This is a genomic window from Phytohabitans rumicis (genome assembly GCF_011764445.1).
In the GTDB taxonomy this organism is placed as follows: Bacteria; Actinomycetota; Actinomycetes; order Mycobacteriales; family Micromonosporaceae; genus Phytohabitans; species Phytohabitans rumicis.
This window is the reverse complement of sequence record NZ_BLPG01000001.1, coordinates 4088179-4110677: the sequence shown is the minus strand read 5'-3', so window position 1 is coordinate 4110677 and position 22499 is coordinate 4088179. Positions and strand designations below refer to the sequence as shown.

Annotated in this window: 14 protein-coding genes and 2 pseudogenes; 10 read left to right on the top strand and 6 right to left on the bottom strand. The window is 70.9% G+C overall.

Annotated elements, in window-relative coordinates; translation table 11 throughout:
• Positions 1–226 precede the first annotated feature (226 nt).
• Both glpK (Prum_RS18170) and Prum_RS18165 read right to left on the bottom strand, forming a co-directional pair.
• Entirely contained in the window at positions 227–1726 is a 1500-nt protein-coding gene (glpK, locus tag Prum_RS18170; RefSeq protein WP_173077628.1) for a glycerol kinase GlpK, read from the bottom strand.
• The gene (locus Prum_RS18165) at positions 1710–2477 is read right to left on the bottom strand and encodes an IclR family transcriptional regulator (RefSeq protein ID WP_173077627.1); all 768 of its coding nucleotides are present in this window, start codon (positions 2475–2477) and stop codon (positions 1710–1712) included. Before Prum_RS18165 ends, glpK (Prum_RS18170) begins: the two co-directional genes overlap by 17 nt.
• 126 nt (positions 2478–2603) lie before the next feature.
• Here Prum_RS18165 and Prum_RS18160 point away from each other — a divergent pair, with 126 nt between their 5' ends.
• The 3 genes from Prum_RS18160 to Prum_RS18150 are packed head-to-tail and all read left to right on the top strand — an operon-like array spanning position 2604 to position 6667.
• Entirely contained in the window at positions 2604–3443 is an 840-nt protein-coding gene (locus Prum_RS18160; protein WP_173077626.1) for an MIP/aquaporin family protein, read from the top strand.
• A gap of 12 nt (positions 3444–3455) precedes the next feature.
• Positions 3456–4973 carry a glycerol kinase GlpK gene (gene glpK / locus Prum_RS18155; protein WP_173077625.1) on the top strand — a complete coding sequence of 506 codons (1518 nt, stop codon included), beginning with the start codon at positions 3456–3458 and terminating at the stop codon, positions 4971–4973.
• Positions 4973–6667, top strand: coding sequence for a glycerol-3-phosphate dehydrogenase/oxidase (locus Prum_RS18150; protein WP_173077624.1), 1695 nt, complete (start codon positions 4973–4975; stop codon positions 6665–6667). The genes glpK (Prum_RS18155) and Prum_RS18150 overlap by 1 nt, the downstream gene beginning before the upstream one ends.
• 54 nt (positions 6668–6721) lie before the next feature.
• Here Prum_RS18150 and Prum_RS18145 read toward each other — a convergent pair whose 3' ends face one another.
• Positions 6722–7078 carry an STAS domain-containing protein gene (locus Prum_RS18145; protein WP_173077623.1) on the bottom strand — a complete coding sequence of 119 codons (357 nt, stop codon included), beginning with the start codon at positions 7076–7078 and terminating at the stop codon, positions 6722–6724.
• An 82-nt stretch (positions 7079–7160) separates the two neighbouring features.
• On the opposite strand from Prum_RS18145, the gene Prum_RS18140 reads away from it, so the two are divergent.
• Positions 7161–8705, top strand: coding sequence for a fused response regulator/phosphatase (locus Prum_RS18140; RefSeq protein WP_246277961.1), 1545 nt, complete (start codon positions 7161–7163; stop codon positions 8703–8705).
• 109 nt (positions 8706–8814) lie between these two features.
• Here the strand turns inward: Prum_RS18140 and Prum_RS18135 are convergent, their stop codons facing one another.
• Positions 8815–9375, bottom strand: a complete 561-nt coding sequence (locus tag Prum_RS18135) for a DUF4352 domain-containing protein (RefSeq protein WP_173077621.1) — start codon at positions 9373–9375, stop codon at positions 8815–8817.
• Positions 9376–9425: 50 nt separating this feature from the next.
• On the opposite strand from Prum_RS18135, the gene Prum_RS18130 reads away from it, so the two are divergent.
• Positions 9426–10367, top strand: coding sequence for a threonine ammonia-lyase (locus Prum_RS18130; RefSeq protein ID WP_173077620.1), 942 nt, complete (start codon positions 9426–9428; stop codon positions 10365–10367).
• 116 nt (positions 10368–10483) lie between these two features.
• Entirely contained in the window at positions 10484–11311 is an 828-nt protein-coding gene (locus Prum_RS18125; RefSeq protein ID WP_173077619.1) for an Ldh family oxidoreductase, read from the top strand.
• Here the strand turns inward: Prum_RS18125 and Prum_RS18120 are convergent.
• Positions 11308–13313 (bottom strand): annotated as a pseudogene (locus Prum_RS18120) (S9 family peptidase). The gene Prum_RS18125 and the pseudogene Prum_RS18120 sit on opposite strands and share 4 nt — an antisense overlap.
• A gap of 143 nt (positions 13314–13456) precedes the next feature.
• Here Prum_RS18120 and Prum_RS18115 point away from each other — a divergent pair.
• Both Prum_RS18115 and Prum_RS18110 read left to right on the top strand, forming a co-directional pair.
• The gene (locus tag Prum_RS18115) at positions 13457–14752 is read left to right on the top strand and encodes an FAD-binding oxidoreductase (RefSeq protein WP_246277960.1); all 1296 of its coding nucleotides are present in this window, start codon (positions 13457–13459) and stop codon (positions 14750–14752) included.
• 50 nt (positions 14753–14802) lie between these two features.
• A complete protein-coding gene (locus Prum_RS18110; RefSeq protein ID WP_218577280.1) occupies positions 14803–15237 on the top strand; it encodes a YciI family protein in 435 nt (144 codons plus the stop codon).
• Between the two features lie 169 nt (positions 15238–15406).
• Here Prum_RS18110 and Prum_RS18105 read toward each other — a convergent pair whose 3' ends face one another.
• Positions 15407–17494, bottom strand: a complete 2088-nt coding sequence (locus Prum_RS18105; protein WP_173077617.1) for a SpoIIE family protein phosphatase — start codon at positions 17492–17494, stop codon at positions 15407–15409.
• Between the two features lie 55 nt (positions 17495–17549).
• Here Prum_RS18105 and Prum_RS18100 point away from each other — a divergent pair.
• Positions 17550–21903 (top strand): annotated as a pseudogene (locus Prum_RS18100) (HAMP domain-containing protein).
• Positions 21900–22448, top strand: a complete 549-nt coding sequence (locus tag Prum_RS18095) for a response regulator (RefSeq protein ID WP_173083849.1) — start codon at positions 21900–21902, stop codon at positions 22446–22448. The pseudogene Prum_RS18100 and the gene Prum_RS18095 overlap by 4 nt, the downstream one beginning before the upstream one ends.
• Positions 22449–22499 lie beyond the last annotated feature (51 nt).

The following is a 22499-nucleotide window of genomic DNA, read 5'->3' as shown; positions in this document are numbered from 1 at the left end:
ACGCCAGGGACGTTATCCCGTCCACATAACGTCCCTGGCGCTCCGGTCCCGCAGGACAGCAGGCCCGCGCCGATCAAGGACTTTCGCGTCGATCAAGGGCAAACGGTCGTGGATTGGAGATCAAAGCACGACCGTTTGCCCTTGATCGACGGGCAAGACCTTGATCGGCGCGCGGCGCGGGCGGCGCGCGCCGTACGCCGCGCGGGGCCTGGCGCGGGCGGCGGGCTTAGTGGGGTTGGAGCCAGCCGAAGGTGCGTTCCACGGCGCGTTGCCAGTTGTCGTATTCGGTCTTGCGCCACTGCGGGTCCACGTCGGGCAGCCACTGGGCCGCCCGGTGCCAGTTGCGGCGTAGTTCCGACAGGTCTTGCCAGTAGCCCACGGCCAGCCCGGCCGCGTACGCCGCACCCAGGGACACCGTCTCCGCCACCATCGGGCGTACGACGGGGACGTCCAGCACGTCGGCGAGGAACTGCATGAGCAGGTTGTCCGACGTCATCCCGCCGTCCACCTTCAGCGCCTTCAGCGACAGCCCCGAGTCGGCGTTCATGGCCTCGACGACCTCGCGGGTCTGCCAGCCGGTCGCCTCCAGCACCGCGCGGGCCAGGTGACCCTTGGTGATGTACGACGTGAGCCCCACGATCACGCCCCGCGCCTCGCTGCGCCAGTGCGGCGCGAAGAGCCCGGAGAACGCCGGCACGATGTAGCACCCGCCGTTGTCGTCGACCGTGCGGGCCAGGGTCTCGATCTCCGGAGCGGTGGTGATCAGGCCCAGCCCGTCGCGGAACCACTGCACCAGCGACCCGGTGATCGCGATCGAGCCTTCCAGCGCGTAGACGGCGGGCTCGCCCTCGATGCGGTAGCCGACGGTGGTGAGCAGCCCGTGGCTGGAGCGCACCGGCCCGGCACCGGTGTTGAGCAGCAGGAAGCTGCCGGTGCCGTACGTGCACTTGGCCTCGCCGGGGGTGAAGCAGGTCTGCCCGAACAGCGCCGCCTGCTGGTCGCCGAGCGCGGCCGCGAGTCGCACGCCGGGCAGCACGGTGCGGGTGGTCCCGTACACCTCGGCGGAGGAGCGGATCTCCGGCAGGATCGCCGCCGGGATGTCGAAGAACGCGAGCGAGTCCGGGTGCCAGGACAGCGTCGCGAGATCCATCAGCATGGTCCGGCTGGCGTTCGTCACGTCGGTGATGTGCAGGCCGGTCAGCTTCCAGATCAGCCAGCTCTCCATGGTGCCGAAGAGCACGTCGCCGCGTTCGGCCCGTTCCCGCAGGCCGGGCGTGTGATCGAGCAGCCAGCGCAGCTTGGGCCCGGCGAAGTACGTGGCGAGCGGCAACCCGCAGCGATGCTGAACGGCCGACGCGCCCGGCTTGCGGGACAGCTCCTCGACGAGCGTGTCGGTCCGGGTGTCCTGCCAGTTGATCGCGTGCCCCACCGGTACGCCGGTGCGGCGGTCCCACACGACGGTGGTCTCCCGCTGGTTGGCGATGCCGATCGCGGCGATCTGGCTGGCGTCGATCCCGGCGCGGGCGAGCGCGCGCGGGACGACCTTCTCGACGTTCCGCCAGATTTCCATGGCGTCGTGCTCGACCCAGCCTGGGCGGGGAAAGTGCTGGGCGTGCTCGCGCTGGTCGACGGAGACGAGTTGGCCGCGACGGTCGAAGACGATGCACCGGGTGGAGGTGGTCCCTTGGTCGATGGAGAGGACGTAGCGGTCACGGAGAGAGGTCATACACCCGGCCTCCAAGGTCACGAGAGACGGCGCGGGCGGCGTCGCGGACGTACGCCACCAGCGATGTGTCGGGTCTGCCGTGGGCGTCGCAGACCCGTTCGACCGGGCCGGAGATGCCGATGGCGCCGACGACGAGGCCGCCGTACCCCCGGATCGGGGCGGCGATGCCGGCCTCGCCGATGGTCATCTCCTCGATGTCGGCTCCCCAGCCGGCCTCGCGGATCGCGGCGAGCGCCCGTGCGAGGGTGCGGGGGGAGGCCAGCGTACGCCGGGTGTACGGCTCGAGGTTGCCGGAAAAGACCCCGGTCTCGTACGCGAGCAGCACCTTGCCCAGCGCCGTGGCGTGTGGGGGCAGGAGCGCCCCCACGTCCAGGGTCTGGAGCGTGTCGTCCGGCCGGAAGACGTGGTGGACGACGAGCACCCGGTCCTGCAGGAGGGTGCCGATCCGGACCGCCTCGCCGCTGCGCGCCGCGAGCGGATCCGCCCAGTTGATCGAGCGCGAACGCAGTTCGTTGACGTCGAGGTAGCTGGTGCCGAGGTGGAGCAGGGCCGCGCCGAGCTGGTACTTGCCGGAGGTCTTGTCCTGCTCGACGAAGCCGACGTCCTGCAGCGTGCGCACGATGCCGTGCGCGGTGCCCTTGGGCAGGTCCAACGAGCGGGCGATCTCGAGCAGCCCGAGCCGGCCTGACCCGCCGGCGAGCAGTCGAAGGATGGCTGCCGCACGGGCGATGGACTGGACCTGACCGGGCACGGGCGAATGCTAACTCTGTTCCGCCTTCACCAACAATGTTCGACAATGCCGACCATGGTTCGTTGACCGCCCCAACCCAAGCTCCTAGCGTTGCCCTTCGTAACAACCCGGGCACGAGGAGGAAACATGGCACAGCGCATGAGACTCCCCGGACTCCTCGGCGAGTTGGCCGCGGAGTTCGCGGGCACGATGATCCTCATCCTCTTCGGGGTGGGGGTGGTGGCCCAGGTCGTTGCGGGCGGCATCGGTGACCACGACAGCATCGCCTGGGCCTGGGGCCTGGGCGTCACGCTCGGTGTCTACGTCGCCGCCCGGATCAGCGGCGCTCACCTCAACCCCGCGGTCACCCTCGCACTCGCCGTCTTCAAGGGCTTCTCCTGGCGCAAGGTGATGCCGTACGTCCTGGCCCAGACCGCCGGCGCGTTCATTGCCGCGCTGATCGTCCGGTGGAACTACACGGAGGTGCTCGGCGCCTTCGACCCCGGCCACACGATCAAGTCGCAGGGCGTCTTCTCCACCCTCCCCGGCAACGGCACCCTCCCGGTCGGCATGTGGGGCGGCTTCCGGGACCAGATCATCGGTACGGCGATCCTGCTCTTCGTGATCCTCGCGCTCACCGACATTCGCAGCACCCCGCCGCTGGCGAACCTCGCCCCGGTGGTCATCGGCCTGCTGGTCGTCGCCATCGGCATGGCCTGGGGCACCGACGCCGGATACGCCATCAACCCCGCCCGTGACTTCGGCCCGCGCCTGGCGTCCTACATCACGGGGTACGGCACAGCCTGGCGAGATCAATATGGTGATCTCTACTTCTGGGTGCCCATCGTCGGCCCGCTCATCGGCGGACTCGTCGGCGCCGGGCTCTACCAGGCGTTGATCGGCAGGTTCCTGCCAAAGGAAGAGCCGCCCGAGCCGGGCCGCGTGCCCACCCCAGCAGATGCTGAGACCGTGAAGGCCGGACAGTAAAGGAGACCCAGCATGGCTGACTTTGTCGGCGCGGTGGATCAGGGCACCACCAGCACCCGATTCATGATCTTCGACCACGGTGGCAACGAGGTCGCCCGCCACCAACTGGAGCACGAGCAGATCCTGCCGCGGGCCGGCTGGGTCGAGCACAACCCGGTGGAGATCTGGGAGCGGACCACGGCGGTCATCCGTACCGCGCTCAACGCCCGCGGCCTGCACGCCTCCGACCTGGCCGCGCTCGGCGTCACCAACCAGCGCGAGACCTCCGTGGTCTGGGACCGGCGCACCGGGCGGCCGTACTACAACGCGATCGTCTGGCAGGACACCCGCACCGACCAGATCGCCGCGGCGCTCGACCGCGACGGGCGCGGCGACGTCATCCGGCGCAAGGCCGGCCTGCCGCCGGCCACCTACTTCTCCGGCGGCAAGGTGCAGTGGATCCTGGAGAACGTCGACGGCGTACGCGCCGCGGCCGAGCGCGGTGAGGCCCTCTTCGGCAACACCGACACCTGGCTGCTGTGGCACCTCACCGGCGGGGTCGACGGCGGCGTGCACGTCACCGACGTGACCAACGCCAGCCGCACCATGCTGATGAACCTGGAGACCCTCGACTGGGACGACGAGCTGCTGTCGTTCTTCAACATCCCGCGGTCGATGCTGCCGCAGATCCGCCCGTCGTCCGACCCGCGCCGCTACGGCGTCACGCTGCCCAGCGGGCCGCTGGGTGGCGAGGTGCCGCTGACCGCGGACCTCGGGGACCAGCAGGCGGCCACCGTCGGCCAGGTCTGCTTCGCCGAGGGCGAAGCGAAGAACACCTACGGCACCGGCAACTTCATGCTCCTCAACACGGGTACGTCGCTCGTCCGCTCGAACTCCGGCCTGCTGACCACGGTGTGCTACCAGCTCGGCGACGATCCGGCCGTGTACGCCCTGGAGGGCTCGATCGCGGTCACCGGGTCGGCCGTGCAGTGGCTGCGCGACCAGCTCGGCATCATCAGCGGGGCGGCGCAGAGCGAGTCGCTCGCCGCGCAGGTGGAGGACAACGGCGGCGTCTACTTCGTGCCGGCGTTCTCCGGGCTCTTCGCGCCGTACTGGCGTTCGGACGCCCGCGGCGCGATCGTCGGGCTCTCCCGCTACAACACCAACGCGCACCTGGCCCGCGCCACCCTGGAGGCCATCTGCTACCAGAGCCGCGACGTTTCCGAGGCGATGGAGAAGGACTCCGGCGTCCACCTCGACGTGCTCAAGGTGGACGGTGGCGTGACCGCCAACCGGCTGTGCATGCAGCTCCAGGCGGACATCCTCGGCGTACCGGTGAGCCGGCCGGTGGTCGCCGAGACCACCGCGCTCGGCGCCGCGTACGCCGCCGGTCTCGCGGTCGGTTTCTGGAAGTCCACCGACGAGCTGCGGCAGAACTGGAACGAGAGCGAGCGGTGGGAGCCCACGTGGTCGCAGGAGCGGCGCGACGAGGGCTACGCCAAGTGGAAGAAGGCCGTGCAGCGCACGCTCGACTGGGTGGAAGTGGACTGATGAACCCCGTACCCCTGTCCCCGCAGGCCCGCGAGCAGGCGTTCGCCGCGTTCGCCGGCGGGCCCGAGCTCGACGTGGTGGTCGTCGGTGGCGGCGTGGTGGGCGCGGGTGCCGCGCTCGACGCGGTCACCCGCGGCCTGTCCGTGGCGCTGTTCGAGGCCCGTGACTGGGCCAGTGGTACGTCCAGCCGATCCAGCAAACTGATCCACGGTGGCCTGCGCTACCTGGAGATGCTGGACTTCGCGCTCGTCCGGGAGGCGTTGCGGGAGCGGGGCCTGCTCCTGCAACGCCTCGCCCCACACCTGGTCCGGCCGGTGCCGTTCCTCTATCCCTTGCAGCACCACGCCTGGGAACGCGTGTACGCCGGCACCGGCGTCCTGTTCTACGACACCTTGGCCGTCTCCAGTGGACACTCGCGCGGCCTGCCCCGGCACCGGCACCTGACCCGGCGCGGCGCGCTGCGCGTCGCCCCCGGCCTCAGGAAGGACGCGCTCATCGGCGCGTTGCAGTACTACGACGCGCAGGTGGACGACGCCCGGTTCACCGAGTTCCTGGTGCGCTCAGCCGCGTCGTACGGGGCGTACGCCGTGTCCCGGGCCAGCATCGTCGGCTTCCTGCGCGAGGGCGACCGGATCTCCGGGGTACGGGTGCGCGACGAGGAGACCGAGCGCGAGGTGGAGGTGCGCGCCCGCCAGGTGATCAACGCGACCGGCGTCTGGACCGACGACACCCAGGCGCTGGTCGGCGAGCGCGGGCAGTTCCACGTACGGGCGTCGAAGGGCATCCACCTCGTGGTGCCGCGCGACCGCATCCGCTCCTCGACCGGCCTGATCCTGCGCACGGCGACCAGCGTCCTGTTCGTCATCCCGTGGGGGCGGCACTGGATCATCGGGACCACCGACACCGACTGGCATCTGGACAAGGCGCACCCGGCGGCGACCCGGAAGGACATCGACTACCTGCTGGAGCAGGTCAATCGGGTGTTGGTGACGCCGGTGACGCGCGAGGACGTCCAGGGCGTGTACGCCGGGCTGCGCCCGCTGCTGGCCGGCGAGTCGGAACTGACCTCCAAGCTGTCCCGCGAGCACGTCGTGGGCAGCCCGGCGCCCGGCCTGGTCGTGGTGGCCGGGGGCAAGTTCACCACGTACCGGGTGATGGCCGCGGACGCGGTGGACGCGGCGGTGGACGGGCTGGGCGGCTCCGCGCCGGGGTCGGTCACGGACCGGACCCCGCTGGTCGGTGCCGACGGCTTCGCCGCGCGGTGGAACCAGCGCCGGGCCCTGGCCGCCGAGCACCGGCTGCACATCGCCCGGGTCGAGCACCTGCTCGGGCGGTACGGCACGCTGGTGGACGAGCTCTTCGAGCTGATCGACAAGGATCACGCGCTGGGCGAGCCGCTCGACGGGGCCGACGACTACCTGCGCGCCGAGGTGGTCTACGCGGCCAGCCACGAGGGCGCGCTGCGGCTGGAAGACGTGCTCACTCGGCGTACCCGGATCTCGATCGAGGTCTTCGACCGCGGCGTGACCGCGGCCCGGCCCGCGGCGGAGCTCATGGCCGGGGTGTTGGGCTGGTCCCCGGAGCGGGTCGACAAGGAGGTCGCGCACTACCTCGCGCGGGTACGCGCGGAGCGCGCGTCGCAGGAGCAGCCCGACGACGCCTCGGCGGACGCGGAGCGCCTCAAGGTCTCGTGATCAGGGCGTCCTTCAAGTCGTTCTAACGACTTGAAGGACGCCCTGATCACGTTGTTAGTCGGTGACGGGCGCAGTCTCGGCGGCGAGGGCCTCGTCGACGCTGGGATAGGTGTCCAGCACCTCGACCAGGCCGCTGACCTCGAGAATCCGCAGCACGCCGCGCTGCGGTGCGGCGAGCCGGACCGTGCCTCCGGCCTCGTCGGTGTTGTTTTTCGCGCGGACGAACACCGATAGCCCGGTCGAGTCGCAGAACGACACCTCGGCCAGGTCGAACACCAGCCGGCTGCGCCCCTTGTCGAGCAGGTCGGTGATCTGGTCCTGGAGCTGCGGTGCGGTAGCCATGTCGAGCTCACCGGCGACCACGACGATGACCATGTCGCCGCGCTGCTCGGTGCTCACTGTCAAGGACATTCGCGACCTCCCGTTACGGGACGAAGGTACTCCACAGCGAGCGTGTGCGCAGGAGAGGGGCATAACCCGTACAGTTCTCTGCGTGGCTGAGTCTGCAGTCGTGCTGGTGGCGGACGAGGACGCCGCAAAACGCCAGCGGCTCGTGGACCGGTTGAAGGCGGCTGGCCACCGGACCATCGAGGCGAGGACCGGCGCGGAAGCGCTGGCGCTCGTCGATGCCGAGCCGGTCGACCTCGTCGTCCTCAACGTGAAGCTACCCGACGTGACCGGCTTCGAGGTGTGCGAGCGGATCAAGTCGACCGAGCGGCACGCCGCCCTGCCGGTGATCTACGTGTCGGCGTTGGCCGTGCAGATGATCGACCGCACGCGCGGCCTGTCCGGGGGCGCGGACGCCTACCTGACCGAGCCGTTCGAGGCCGACGAGCTGATCGCGTCGGTGCACTCGCTGCTGCGCTACTACCACGCCCGGCGGCACGCCGAGCAGCTCGCCCAGCGGATGACGCGGCTGGCCGAGACCACCCTCGCGCTGAGCCTGGCTCCGTCCGTCGCCAAGCTGCTGGAGGCCGCGTCCGCCGGCGCCGCGCGCATCTTCGAGGGCCCGGCCGTGGTGTTCGCCGAAACGGTCGACGGCGCCGGCATGGCCGCCGCGACGAACGGTCCGGACTCGCCCACCGCCATCCACGTGATGAACGTCGACGATCCGGGCGCGCCGGTCGGCATCGCCGTACGCGTCGACGCGCCCGGCGGATGGCCGCTCGCCGCGTGGCCCGCCGGCGACACCGTCTCCGTCGCGATCGCACGGCTGCGGGTCGACCGCGCGCCCGTGTACGTGGCCGTCGCCACCGGCACCCAGATGTCCGGCTACCCGATGCTGCGCCAGCTCGCCCAGGCCGTCGCGGCCGCGGTCGAGGCGCAGCGCTCGTACGACGAGGAGCACCGGATCGCGGTGACGTTGCAGCGCAGCCTGTTGCCGCCGCGGGTGCCCCAGATCGCCGGGCTGGACATCGCCGTGCGGTACGAGCCGGCGAGCGCGGAGACCGAGATCGGCGGCGACTTCTACGAGCTGACGATGATCGAAGGCGACCTGCTGGTGGCGATCGGCGACGTGACCGGCCACTCGCTGCACGCCGCGACCGTGATGGCCGAGCTGCGGCACGCCGTCCGCGCGTACGCGGTGGAGGGGCACCCGCCCGGCGCGGTGCTGCACCGGGTCGACGTGATGATGCGGACGCTGCTGCCCGGCGAGCTGGCCACCCTCTGCCTGCTGCTGCTCGACCCGGGCACCGGCCGCATCCGGATGGCCAGCGCCGGACACCTGCCCCCGCTGGTGGTCACCCGCGACCGGAAGGTGCGGTATCACGAGCACCTGGCCACCTTGCTGGGCGTCCGGGCGCATAGGCCGGACGACATCGAGTTCACCCTGCCGAAGGGCGGCACGCTCGTCCTCTTCACCGACGGGCTGATCGAGCGGCGGGGCAGCGACATCGACGAGGGGCTGAGCACGCTGGCCAACGCCGCGTCGCGGGTGGACGCCGACATCGAGCGCTTCTGCGACCGGCTGCTCGCCGAGCTGTCCGGCCCCGAGGTGGACGACGACATCGCCCTGGTGGCGATCCGCCGAGCTTAGGGCGTGTCTGGCGGATCTTTGCGGGGCTGCGGCGGGCCCAGACGACGACCAGCGGCACCGGTCGCCGCCTGGACCTCGCCTCGCACCCACAAGATCCACCAGACACGCCCTAGACGTTGACGGTCAGGCCCGGGGTGCTCGCGGACTCGTGCAGCTCCAGCTTGAGGATCCGGCTGTCGGGCGGGATGTCGTAGACGACGACGGCGGTCACCTGGTTGCCCGGGTTGATCTCGTTGAGGAAGACCTGCTGGTCGGAGTTGGCAAGGATGCCGGCCGCACTGTCGGCGCCGAAGCGCACCCCGTCCGGCCCGTACGCCCGCTGCAGCGTGTCGGTGAACGTCGCCGGCTTGGTGCCGACGTTCTGCACGGTCATCTCGGCCAGGCAGAACTGGCCGACCGCGGTCTGGCTGACGAACGAGTCGCCGATCTGGGCCACTCCACAGTCGAGGCGGACGACCGTGAACTCGAACTCGCCGTCCCGGCCGGCCGTGCCCATCCGTACGGTGTCGCCGCGCTCCCGGGTGACCCGGTGATAGAGGTCGTCGCCCCAGGTCGCGGCGCTCACGATCAAGCCGACGCAGCAACAGAGCGACAGCAGCGCGATGGCGGCGCCGACGAAGACCGCGACGCGCGCGCCCTTGCCGTTCGGCGCGTCATCCGCTGTCGTCATTGGGCGATTCTAGGCTTTTGTCCGGGACGTCGAGGCGCATTCTTGACGCCATGCAGCTGATCTCCATCGAGGACGTACGCGCCGCGGCCCGCAGCATCGCCGGGGTGACCCTGCGCACCCCGCTCCTGCCCTGCCGGTGGGACGACCAGCTCCTGCTCAAGCCGGAGAGCCTGCAACCGGTCGGCTCGTTCAAGCTGCGCGGGGCCACCAATGCGGTCGCCCGGCTCTCCGCCGAGCAGCGGGCCCGCGGCGTGATCACGCATTCGTCGGGCAACCACGGGCAGGCCCTCGCGTACGCCGCCCGCAAGGCCGGTGCACCCTGCACCGTGGTGATCCCCGACGTGGCCCCGACCGTCAAGATCGAACAGGTGCGGGCGCTCGGCGCCGAGGTCGTCCTCGTACCACCGGCGGACCGGCTCACGGTCGCCCAGCAGCGGGCGGCCGAGGGCGGCCTCACGCTCATCCCGCCGTACGACCACCGGGACGTCATCGCCGGCCAGGGCACCGCCGGGCTGGAGATCGTCGAGGACCTGCCGGACGTGGACGTCGTGCTGGTGCCGGTGGGCGGCGGCGGGCTCGCCTCGGGCGTGGCGACCGCGGTCACCGCGCTCAGCGAGCGGGCGGTCGTGATCGGCGTGGAGCCCGAGCTGGCCGCCGACGCCCAGGAGTCGCTGGCCGCCGGCCGCCTGGTGACCTGGCCGGAGGAGCGCAGCTACCGCACGATCGCGGACGGCGTGCGGGTGAACCTGTCCGAGCTGACCCTCGCCCACCTGCGCGCCCGGCTCGATCGCGTGGTGACCGTCAGCGAGGACGAGATCCGTGCCGCGATGGCCCGGATCGTCCGGGAGAGCCGGCTGGTCGTCGAGCCGAGCGGGGCGGTGGCCGCCGCGGCGCGCCTCTTCCACCGCGAGGAGCTGCCCGCTGGCCGTACGGTCGCGGTGATCTCGGGCGGCAATGTGGATCCGGCGCTGCTGGCGGCCGCGCTGGGCTGAGGCGGTCTCGGGCGTAGCGCGGCAAGTGTCCAAAAGCGCTCGGCTTTACGGCTTCCATACCAGCGTGATGGAATTAGGTTCCCGTGTAGCGGAACGCACCGTCTGGGACCACATTCATGACCCTTGTCCATGCCAACGACCTGACCGCGATCGCGACGAAGGTGCTGCTCGCCGCCGGCACCCCGCGCGCCGGTGCCGAGGTGGTCGCCGCGTCGCTGGTCGAGTCGGATCTCGTCGGGCACGATTCGCACGGCGTTCGCCGGCTCCCGTCGTACCTCGAAATGGTGCGCGCGGGGCGGATCGACCCGGCGGCGCGGCCGCAGCTGGGCGGTGTCCGCGCCGCGGCGGCCGTGGTGGACGGGCGGAGCGGCTTCGGGCAGCTCGCGGCCCGCACGGCGGTCGACCACGTCCGGCGGCTGGCCCGCCAGTACGGCGTGGCCAGCGTCGCGATCAACAACTGCGAACACGTCGGCCGGCTCGGCGAGTACGTCCAGCTGCTCGCGAACGACGAGACGGTCGGGCTGGCCCTCGGCGGTCGCGGCACCAACCCGCTGGCGCTAGCGGCGCCGCGCGCGCCGGGGCGACCGGCGCTGGTGGTCGACTTCGCCGCGCCGGAGGCCGGTCACGGCTTGGGCGTGCTGATCGAGCTGATCGGCGGCCTGCTCTCCGGCGCGGGCGTGTCCGGCCTCACCACCCGGGAGGACAGCAACGGCACGGTCATCGTCGCGATGGAGATCGCGGCGTTCCGGCCGGTGGCCGAGTTTCGGCAGCGGGCCGAGGAGTTCTGCGCGTTGCTGTCGGCGGGCGCCGGCCCGATCCCCGGCGAGATCGAGTCGGCCACCCGCATGACCCGCGTGCGCGAGGGCGTCCCGGTGCCGGACGACATCTGGGCCGACCTGGCCAGCCGGCCCGGCGGCCCGGCACACCGCCCGGCGCGGCCCTAGGCTCGGTCCAGCCGGTCCAGGACCCAGGAGGCGACGAACGCCTCCTCCTTCCAGGAGTCGTACCGGCCGCTCGGGCCGCCGTGGCCGGCGCCCATCTCGGTCTTGAGCAGGTAGGTGCCCGAGGTGGTGGCCCGCAGGCGGGCGATCCACTTCGCCGGCTCGTGGTAGAGCACCCGGGTGTCGTTGAGGCTGGTCACCGCCAGGATCGGCGGATAGTCCACAGCGGACACGTTCTCGTACGGCGTGTACGACTTCATGTACGCGTACACCTCGGGTCGTCGAGCGGGTTGCCCCACTCCTCCCACTCGGTCACGGTCAGCGGCAGCGACGGGTCGAGGATCGAGTTGAGCGCGTCGACGAACGGCACCTGCGCGACCACCCCGGCGAACGCGTCCGGGGCGAGGTTGGCGACCGCGCCCATCAGCAGGCCGCCGGCCGAGCCGCCCCGAGCCACGAGCCGGTCGGACGAGGTCCAGCCGGCCTTGACCAGGTGCCGCGCGCAGGCCACGAAGTCGGTGAACGTGTTCTTCTTGGCCAGCATCTTGCCGTCCTCGTACCACCGGCGGCCCAGCTCACCGCCGCCGCGGATGTGCGCGACCGCGAAGATCACGCCACGGTCCAGCAGGGACAGCCGCGGGATCGAGAACCAGGGATCCATGCTGGCCTCGTACGAGCCGTACCCGTAGATGACGCACGGCGCCGAGCCGTCCCTCGGGGTGCCGGCCTTGCACACCAGCGAGATCGGCACCCGGGTGCCGTCGTCGGCCAGGGCCCAGTCGCGGTGCTGCTCGTACGCCGCCGGGTCGAACCCGCCCAGCACCGGCTTCTGCTTGCGCAGCACCATCTCCCGGGTCACCAGGTCGTAGTCGTACACCGAATCCGGGGTGACCAGCGAGGCGTAGTGCAGGCGCACGGTCGCCGTCGCGTACTCCGGGTTGGCCTCCAGGCCGACGCTGTAGAGCGGCTCCGGGAAGTCGATGTCGTACGTGTCGGTGGAGCCCACCGGCAGCACGCGCAGGCCGGTCAGGCCGTCCTTGCGCAGCGAGACGACCAGATGGTTGGCGAACGCGTCGACCGACTCCAGTCGGGTGCCCGGGGAGTGCGGGATGAGCGTCGCCCACTCGCCCGGGGCGTCCGCCGAGGTGTACGCCAGCGCGAAGTCCTCCGCACCGTCGTTGTGCAGGATCAGGAAGCGATGCCCGTGGTGCTCCACCGAGTACTCGACGCCCTGCCGGCGCGGCGCGATGACGGCCGGCTCGCCGGTCGGGTTGCTCGCCGGGATCACCAGCACCTCGCTGGTCACCTTGCTGTGTACGTCGATAACGACAAAGTTCTCCGAGCGGGTCAGGTCGACACCGACCCAGAAGCGCTCGTCGCTCTCCTCGTACACGATGACGTCGTCGCCGGCCGGGGTGCCCACCGCGTGCCGCCACACCCGGTACGGCCGCCACGCCTCGTCGACCGTCAGGTAGAACAGCGTCGAGCCGGTAGCCGACCACGCGGTGCCGTAGAACGTGTCCGGCACCTCGTCGCCCAGCACCTCGCCGGTGTTCAGGTCCTTGACCCGCAGCGTGAAGCGCTCGTCGCCGGCGAAGTCCGTGCTGTACGCCAGCCACCGCCCGTCCGGGCTGACGTCGAACGTACCGAGGGCGAAGAACTCGTGCCCCTCGGCGAGCGCGTTGCCGTCGAGCAGCACCTCCTCGCCGTCCAGCGGGGTGCCGTCCACCGTGGACGGTGGGTCCGTCTCGCCGTCCCGTACCGCCCGCCGGCACTGGATGCCGTACTGCTGCCCCTCGACCGTGCGCGTGTAGTACCAGTAGCCGCCCTTGCGGCTGGGCACCGACAGGTCGGTCTCCTTGGTGCGCCGCTTGGTCTCCTCGAACAGCGTCTCGCGCAGCTCTTTCAGGTGAGCCGTGGCGGCCTCGGTGTACGTGTTCTCCGCCTTGAGGTAGGCGATGGTGTCCGGGTCTTCCTTGTCGGCGAGCCAGGCGTACTCGTCCACGACGGTGTCGCCGTGGTGGGTGCGCTCGGCCGGGACACGCTTGGCAACCGGCGGGGTCGCAGCGGGTTCGGTGGTCACGTCCGACCACGTTACCGGCAGCCCTCGGGATGGCGTCGGGTGGCAGCCAGTCGTACACTTGTTCGATGCCGACACGCGGCGCGATCTTTCGGGGACTCGTGGACATCTGCGGGATGCGGTTCGTGCGGCTGGCCGGCGCGACGGACACGGTCGCCGGTGTGCCGGCCAGCTGGGTCGCCGCACCCGCCACGGTGGACGGCGTGGCCGCCACGGTGCGGTTCGCCGCCGAGCACGACCTCGCCGTCGTCGCGCGGGGCGCCGGGACGAAGCTCGACTGGGGCTCCCGCCCGACCCGCGCCGACCTGGTGCTCGACACCGCCCGGCTCGCCGGCGTCTGGCACCACCCGCCCGGCGAGTTCCTCGCGGAGATCGGCGCAGGCACACCGCTGCGCGCGGTGCAGGCCGTGCTGAGCCAGTCCCGGCGCCGGCTCGCGCTCGACAGCCCGTCGGCCGGCGCCACCATCGGCGGCCTGATCGCGGCCGACGAGTCCGGCCCGCTCGCCCACCGCTACGGCACCGCCGCCGACCAGATCCTCGGCGTCAGCTACGTGAACGGGGACGGCACGCTGACCCACTCCGGCGACACGGACCAGGGCGTCGGGCGGTTGCTGTGCGGGTCGTTCGGAGCCCTGGGCGTACTGGTCTCCGCCACGTTCCGGGTCCACGTCGAGCCGGCCGCGCGCGCCTGGGTGCAGCGGTCGGTGTGGACCCCGCTGGAGCTGTACGACCTGGTCCGCGAGGTGCAGGCCAGCTCGGTCCAGGTGGCCGCCGTGGAGCTGGACCTCCCGACCACCAAGCCCGTACTCGTGCCCCGCCAGCGGGCTCCGCGCGGCCCCGGCACCCTCGCGATCCTGCTGGAGGGCGAGCCCGGGGCGGTGGCCGAGCGGTCCACCCGGATCGTCGACCTGCTCGGCGGCGACGCGGAGGTCCGCACCGAGGCACCCCCGTGGTGGGGGCGCTACCCGTTCGGCGCCGGCGACGTGGCGCTGCGCATCACCGTGCCCACCGCCGACCTGCACGCCGCGATCTACGCCGTACGCGACGCCGCCGGCGTCACCGTGCCCGTACGCGGGTCGGCCGGAGCCGGGGTCATCCACGCGGCACTGCCCGGGGCACCGAGCCCGATCGGATCACCGCGATCCTGGAGGCCGTCCGCGGCGTACTGCTCGGGCGGGCCGGCTCCTGCGTCGTCGTGTCCGCCCCGGCCGCGGTGCGGGAGGCCGTCGACATGTGGGGTCCAGGCGCGAGCCCCGACGTCGTACGCCGGGTCAAGAACCGCTTCGACCCGCGGCACCGGCTGGCGCCCGGAAGATTTTTCGGCGTCTAAGGTCGAAGTCGCTCTCCCTTGTTCGACGCCCTGATAGAGCCAGGGTGGCTCCGACAGATCGAAGGAGTGTCGACGATGCGATTCATGCTGCTGCTCAAGGGCGACCCGCAGGTCGATGGCGATTCCACCGACGCCATCTCCCAGCCGCCGGAGGAGCTGATCGGCGCGATGCTGAAGTACAACGAGGACCTGGCCAAGGCCGGGGTGCTGCTCGCGGGCGAGGGCTTGTACCCCAGCGCGTCCGGCGCGCGGGTGATCTACAAGGACGGCAAGCGCACCGTTGTCGACGGGCCGTTTGCCGAGGCGAAGGAGCTGATCGCCGGCTTCTACATCATCCAGGTGCGATCGAGGGAAGAGGCCATCGAGTGGGCCTCCCGCTGCCCCGTGGACGTTGCGGTCGGGCCGGGCCAGGAAGCCGTGGTCGAGGTGCGCCAGGTCGGCGAGTCCGAGGAACTGGAGAACATGACCGAAGACCAGCGATCCACCGAACGCGCCCTCCGCGCTTCCCTGGAGAGCTAGCCCTCCGTTCCGCTCTCTCCTCTTTCGTCGATCAAGGACTTCTGCGTCGATCAAGGGCGAATGGTCGTGGAAAAGAGATCAAACCACGGCCATATGCCCTTGATCGACGGGCAAGCCCTTGATCGGCGCGGAGAGAGGGGCGGGCGGCGCGGGGAGCGGGCGCAGAGGGCTAGGTGGGGTCTGGGTCGTTGCGGAGGACGAGGATGGCTATGTCGTCTCGCGGGGCTTCGGTGGAGAAGCCGATCGCGGCCGTTTTCAGGCGGGCGGCCACCACGTCGGCGGAGTAGCCGGCCAGCGGCGCCGCCGTGTCGCGGAGCCGCTCGGGGCCGAAGAGCTCCCGACCGCGCCGGCGTTCGGTCACGCCGTCGGTGTAGAAGACCAGCGCGTCCCCGGGGGCCAGGGGTACGGCGGCGACCGGGGTGGCGATGGAGTCGAGCAGTCCGAGTGCGGTGCCTCCGGTACCTACGAAGGAGGCGCGGCCGTCGCCGCGTACCAGGACCGGGCGGTCGTGGCCGGCCAGGTGCAGGGAGACGTCCAGCCGGCCGTCGTCGCCGCGCTCCACCGCGGCGAGCGCCAGCGTGCAGTACCGGCCGCCGCCGCGTTCGACGAGCGTGTCGTTGAGCCGGCCGAGCGCCTCGGGCAGCGGCTTGCCGTCCCGGACCAGCACCCGGATCACGTCGCGGACCAGGCCGGTGACCGCCGCGGCCTGTACGCCCTTGCCGGAGACGTCGCCGACCACCACCAGCCAGCGGCCGTCGGGCAGCGGCACCACGTCGTAGAAGTCGCCGCCCACCTCGGCCGCGTCGCCGGTGGGCACGTACTCGGCGGCGAAGCCGATGCCCCGTACCACGGGCAGTACGGGCGGGAGCAGCGACTGCTGGAGCGTGTGGGCCACCCGGCGGCGCTCGTCGTGGATACGGGCGTTGTCGACGGCGAGGGCGGCCCGGCGGGCGACGTCTTCCAGGATCGCGATCTCGTCGGCGTCGTGCCGGTGGCGCAGGTGCCGGCCGACCGCGAGCGTGCCCAGCCGCTGACCGCGGGCCACGAGCGGTACGGCGAAGCCCTCGGCCGGGGCGCTGAGCGGCACCTGCGAGCCGGAGCGGGACGCCTCCCGCAGCCGGGCGATCGCCGAGTCCGGCCCGGTCTGGAGAAACATCGCGTGCAGTTCGGGCAGCGCGGACTCGTCGGCGTGGGTGGCGGCGGCGAGCTGGAGGCGGCCCCACTCGTCGGTGGTGTGCACCGCGCACCACTGCCCGAGGCGGGGCACCACGAGCTGGGGGATCAGCGCGAGCGTGAGGTTGACGTCGAGCGACTGTGCGAGCAGCTCGCTGGCCTCGGCGAGAAACGTGAGCCAGGTCTGGCGGCGCAGGTCGGCGCGGCGCAGGCGGTCGTTTTCCAGGTGCAGGGCGAGGCGTTCGGCGGCGAGTGCGGCGAGCGGGCTGGCGTATCCGGACGGTGCCACGTCGAGTTCCAGCTCGCCGGCGTACGGGCGGTTGACGGCCAGCGGCACGCGGAGCAGGTCGGCGCCGGGGCCGGACGGGCGGCCGTACCGGGCGAGGAGTTGCGCGCCGGCGCCGTCGCCGCGGTCGAGGCGTACCGCACCGCCGGCGGCGCCGACCAGCTCGGCGACCCGTACGAGCAGGTGGCTGGCGAAGTCGCCGAGCGCGTCTTCGGCGTGCGGCTCCGGCATGATCTGCAGCAGCGCGGTGAGCGCACCGGCGGTGGGCGCCGGCCCGTCCGCGGGCGCCGCCGGATGAACGGGCTCCTTGCGGTCCAGCCGGAACCAGACGCCCTTGCCGGTGGGCATGTGGGTGGTGCCCCAGCGGCTGGCGAAATGGTCGACCAGTAACAATCCGCGACCGCGTTCCGATACATCAGAGATGTCTATGTTGTCGTTACGCGGGCCGGCGGTGAGGCTTTCCACCGGGGTGGCCTCGAAGTCCGTCACCGTCACCGTGAGGCCGGTCGGGCCGGCGACGACCTCGATGTCGAGTTCGGTGCCGGCGTGCACGACCGCGTTGGTGGTCAGCTCGGTGGTGAGCAGCAGGGCCTCGTTGAGCAGCTCGTCGAGGTGTGCCTCGGCGAGCACGGTGCGGACGACCGCCCGGGCGGCCGCGGGCGTACGGCGGTCGGCGGGTAGGCGTACGTGGCGGGTGTGCTCCTCGACCGAGGGGGGCACCACCGCACCGCTGACCTCCGCTGACACGTTTGCATCCTCTACCGCGCGACCGGGTTCATCCAAGCCGGACGCTCGCATCTGTCACTGCCTAGGCGCAATGATGAGTGGACACCGAGGGTGAGTGAGGAATCGCATGACCACGGCGAAGCAGATGACCGACGAGGCCGCCGTTCTTCGTGAGCTGGCGGACGCGCTACGTCGGGTGGGCCGCGGTGACTTGAAGGTACGGCTGCCCCGGCGCGCTGGAGTCGGCGGCGAGGTGGCGGACGCGTTCAACGACGTGGTGTCGCTGCAGGAGCGGCAGAACCTCGAGGTCCGGAAGATCAGCCGGATCGTCGGACGGGACGGCCGGCTCACCGAGCGCCTGGACGAGGAGGGCGTCGACGGCGCCTGGGCCGACCATGCCCGCGCCATCAACTCGCTCATCGACGACCTGGGCCGCCCGACCACGGAGATCTCCCGGGTCATCGTGGCGGTGGCCGACGGCGACCTGACCCAGCACATGGCGCTGGAGATCGATGGGCGTCCGCTGCGCGGCGAGTTCCTGCGCATCGGCCGGACGGTCAACACGATGGTGGACCAGCTCTCCTCGTTCGCGGACGAGGTGACCCGGGTGGCCCGTGACGTGGGCACCGAGGGCGCGCTGGGCGGCCAGGCCGACGTGCGCGGCGTGGCCGGCACCTGGCGCGACCTCACCGACTCGGTGAACACGATGGCCTCGAACCTGACCAGCCAGGTGCGCTCGATCTCGCAGGTGACCACGGCGATCGCCCGCGGCGACCTGTCGCAGAAGATCACCGTCTCGGCGAAGGGCGAGGTCGCCGAGTTGGCGTACACGATCAACTCGCTCACGGACACGCTGCGGACCTTCGCCGAGCAGGTGACGCGGGTGGCTCGCGAGGTGGGTACGGAGGGCAAGCTCGGCGGTCAGGCCGAGGTGCCCAACGTGGCCGGCATCTGGAAGGACCTCACCGACAACGTCAACTCGATGGCGTCCAACCTCACCGCCCAGGTCCGCAACATCGCCCAGGTGTCGACCGCGGTGGCGAAGGGCGACCTCTCCCAGAAGATCACGGTCGCCGCGCAGGGCGAGATCCTGGAGCTGAAGAACACCATGAACACGATGGTGGATCAGCTCTCGTCGTTCGCCGAGGAGGTCACCCGGGTGGCCCGCGAGGTGGGTACGGAGGGCAAGCTCGGCGGTCAGGCGCAGGTGCGCGGCGTGTCCGGCACCTGGCGCGACCTCACCGAGAGCGTCAACCAGCTCGCCGGCAACCTCACCGCCCAGGTCCGCAACATCGCCCAGGTGTCCACGGCGGTGGCCAAGGGTGACCTGTCGCAGAAGATCACGGTGGATGCGCGCGGGGAGATCCTGGAGCTGAAGTCGACCGTGAACACGATGGTGGATCAGCTCTCGTCGTTCGCCGACGAGGTGACGCGGGTGGCGCGCGAGGTGGGTACGGAGGGCAAGCTCGGCGGCCAGGCCCAGGTGAAGGGCGTGCTCGGTACGTGGCGCGACCTGACCGACAACGTCAACTCGATGGCGTCCAACCTGACCTCTCAGGTCCGCAACATCGCGTCCGTCACCACGGCGGTGGCCAAGGGTGACCTGTCGCAGAAGATCACGGTGGATGCGCGCGGGGAGATCCTGGAGCTGAAGTCGACCGTGAACACGATGGTGGATCAGCTCTCGTCGTTCGCCGACGAGGTGACGCGGGTGGCGCGCGAGGTGGGTACGGAGGGCAAGCTCGGCGGCCAGGCCCAGGTGCGCGGCGTGGCCGGCACCTGGCGCGACCTCACCGACAACGTCAACTTCATGGCCTCCAACCTCACCGCCCAGGTGCGCAACATCGCCCAGGTGTCCACCGCCGTGGCCCGCGGCGACCTCTCCCAGAAGATCACGGTGGACGCGCAGGGCGAGATCCTGGAGCTGAAGAACACCATGAACACGATGGTGGATCAGCTCTCGTCGTTCGCCGAGGAGGTCACCCGGGTGGCCCGCGAGGTGGGTACGGAGGGCAAGCTCGGCGGTCAGGCGCAGGTGCGCGGCGTCTCGGGCACCTGGCGCGACCTCACCGAGAACGTGAACTTCATGGCGTCCAACCTCACCTCTCAGGTCCGCAACATCGCCTCGGTCACCACGGCGGTGGCGAAGGGCGACCTGTCCCAGAAGATCACCGTCGACGCCGAGGGCGAGATCCTGGAGCTGAAGAACACCGTCAACACGATGGTCGACCAGCTCTCGTCGTTCGCCGAGGAGATCACCCGGGTCGGCCGCGAGGTCGGCATCGAGGGCAAGCTGGGCGGTCTGGCCAGGGTCAAGGGCGTTTCGGGTACGTGGCGCGACCTCACCGAAAACGTCAACCAGCTCGCCGCGACGCTGACCACGCAGTTGCGCGCGATCGCCCAGGTGTCCACGTCGGTGACCAAGGGCGACCTGACCCAGCGGATCACCGTCGAGGCGCAGGGCGAGGTCGCCGAGCTGAAGGACAACATCAACCAGATGATCGTCACCCTGCGCGAGACCACCAGGAAGAACGCCGAGCAGGGCTGGCTCGACTCGAACCTGGCCCGCATCGGCGGTCTGCTGCAGGGCCAGCGCGACCTCGGCGAGGTCTGCCGCATGATCATGGGCGAGGTGACCCCGCTCGTCGAGGGCCAGCTCGGCGCGTTCTTCCTGATCGACAACGACGAGGCGATCACCCGGCTGCGGCTCACCGCGTCGTACGGCTACGTCGCGCGTACCAATGAGGTGGTGTTTGGACCGGGGAGGGACTGATCGGGCAGGCCGCGGTGTCGCGGCGCATGATCCGGGTCGGCACCGACCCCGGCGGCGCCCTGACCCTGCGGTCCGGCCTGCTCACCGCGAAGCCGAAGGACATCGTCGTCCTGCCGATCCTCTTCGAGGGCGAGATGCTCGGCGTGATCGAGTTCGCGTCGGTCAACGCGTTCTCCGAGCTGCACATCTCGTTCCTGGAGCGGCTCGTGTCGACCATCGGCATCGCGCTCAACACGATCCAGGCCAACCGGCGTACCGAGGAACTGCTCTCCCAGTCCCAGCGGCTGGCGCACGAGCTGCAGGAGCAGTCGGCGGAGCTGCAGCGCACCAACGCCGAGCTGGAGGACAAGGCGCAGCTCCTGTCCGAGCAGAAGGGCAACATCGAGACCAAGAACCGCGAGATCGAGATGGCCCGGATCGGCCTGGAGGAGAAGGCACAGCAGCTGTCCCGGGCGTCGGCGTACAAGTCCGAGTTCCTCGCCAACATGAGCCACGAGCTGCGTACGCCGCTGAACTCGCTGCTCCTGCTGGCCCGGCTGCTGGCCGACAACCCCGAGCACAACCTGACCGACAAGCAGATCGAGTTCGCCCGCACGATCCACAGCGCCGGCTCCGACCTGCTCTCCTTGATCGACGACATCCTCGACCTGTCGAAGATCGAAGCGGGCCGGATGGACGTCGAGCCAACCGAGGTGGGCTTCCAGGACATCCAGGCGTACGTGGAGCAGGCGTTCGCGCCGCAGGCCGAGGAGAAGGGCCTGGACTTCAGCGTCACCCTCGGGCGCGGGCTGCCGGCGGCGGTGGTCACCGACGCCCAGCGGCTCCAGCAGATCCTGCGCAACCTGCTGTCCAACGCGGTCAAGTTCACCGACAGCGGCTCGGTGACGCTGCGCATCGCGCCGGCGCCGCCCGAAGAGCGTGGCACGGCCACCCGGCCGGTGATCGCGTTCACCGTCGTGGACACCGGCATCGGCATCTCGGACGAGAAGCTGGACATCATCTTCGAGGCGTTCCAGCAGGCCGACGGCACCACGAGCCGGCGGTACGGCGGCACCGGCCTGGGCCTGTCGATCAGTCGCGACCTGGCCCGACTCCTCGGCGGCACGATCACGGTGGCGTCGACGCCCGGCCAGGGTTCCACGTTCACGCTGCTGGTGCCGGACGTACTCGTGCCGGATGCGTTGCAGGCGACGCTGCCGATCCCGCTGCCCGTGAGCAGGGCCAGCCTGCCCGACCTGCCCAACCTGGCGGATCTGCCGCTGTTGCGGCAGGGCCTCGAAGCCGAGCGGCCGCCGTCGCCCTCGACGCGCAAGCTGGACGGCGCCACCGTGCTCATCATCGACGACGACGTGCGCAACGTCTTCGCCTTGACCAGCGCGTTGGAGCTGCACGGAATGACGGTTTTGTATTCGGACAACGGGGTGGACGGCGTACGGTTGCTGGCAGAGCATCCGGAGGTGGACATCGTCTTGATGGACGCGATGATGCCGGACCAGGACGGCTACGAGACGACCCGCGCCATCCGCCGCAACCACCGCTTCGCCGATCTGCCGGTGGTGTTCCTGACCGCCAAGGCGATGCCGGGGACCAGGACTCGGCGCTGGGTGCGGGGGCCAGTGACTACATCACCAAGCCCGTCGACCTGGACGAGCTGATCGAGCTGATGGCCGCCTGGGTGAACGGTGGCGGCAGGGAGGTTGTCAACTGATGGGTGTCGCAAAGGCGCTTCTGGTGGACGACCGGCGCGACAACCTCGTCGCGCTGGAGGCCATCCTGCAGGGCCTGCCGGTGCACGCCGTGGCGGTGGAGAGCGGCGAGGCGGCGCTCAAGCAGCTCCTCGTCGACGACTTCGCGGTGATCCTGCTTGACGCGCAGATGCCCGACATGGACGGCTTCGAGACGGCGAGCCACATCAAGCGGCGGGAGCGTACGCGCCACGTACCGATCATCTTCCTGACCGCCGCCGACCGGGACGCGCAGCTCGCCCTGCGCGGCTACTCCGTGGGAGCGGTCGACTACCTGACGAAGCCGTTCGACCCGTGGGTGCTGCGTGCCAAGGTCTCCGTCTTCGTCGACCTGTGGATCAAGACGCAGCAGCTCAACGCCCAGTCCGAGGTCGTACGGGAGCGGGAGACGCAGTGGCGGGCGCTCATCGAGGCCGTGGAGGAGGCCACCGCGCTGCTGCGGTCGGCCGATCCGGACAGCCGGGACCGGGCGGTGGCCCTGCTGGAGCAGGCCCGCTGGGGCTCTTAAGCGACAGTCGACCGCGCCGCCTTCCCCCGTATGAAAGGCGGTGCGGCCGTC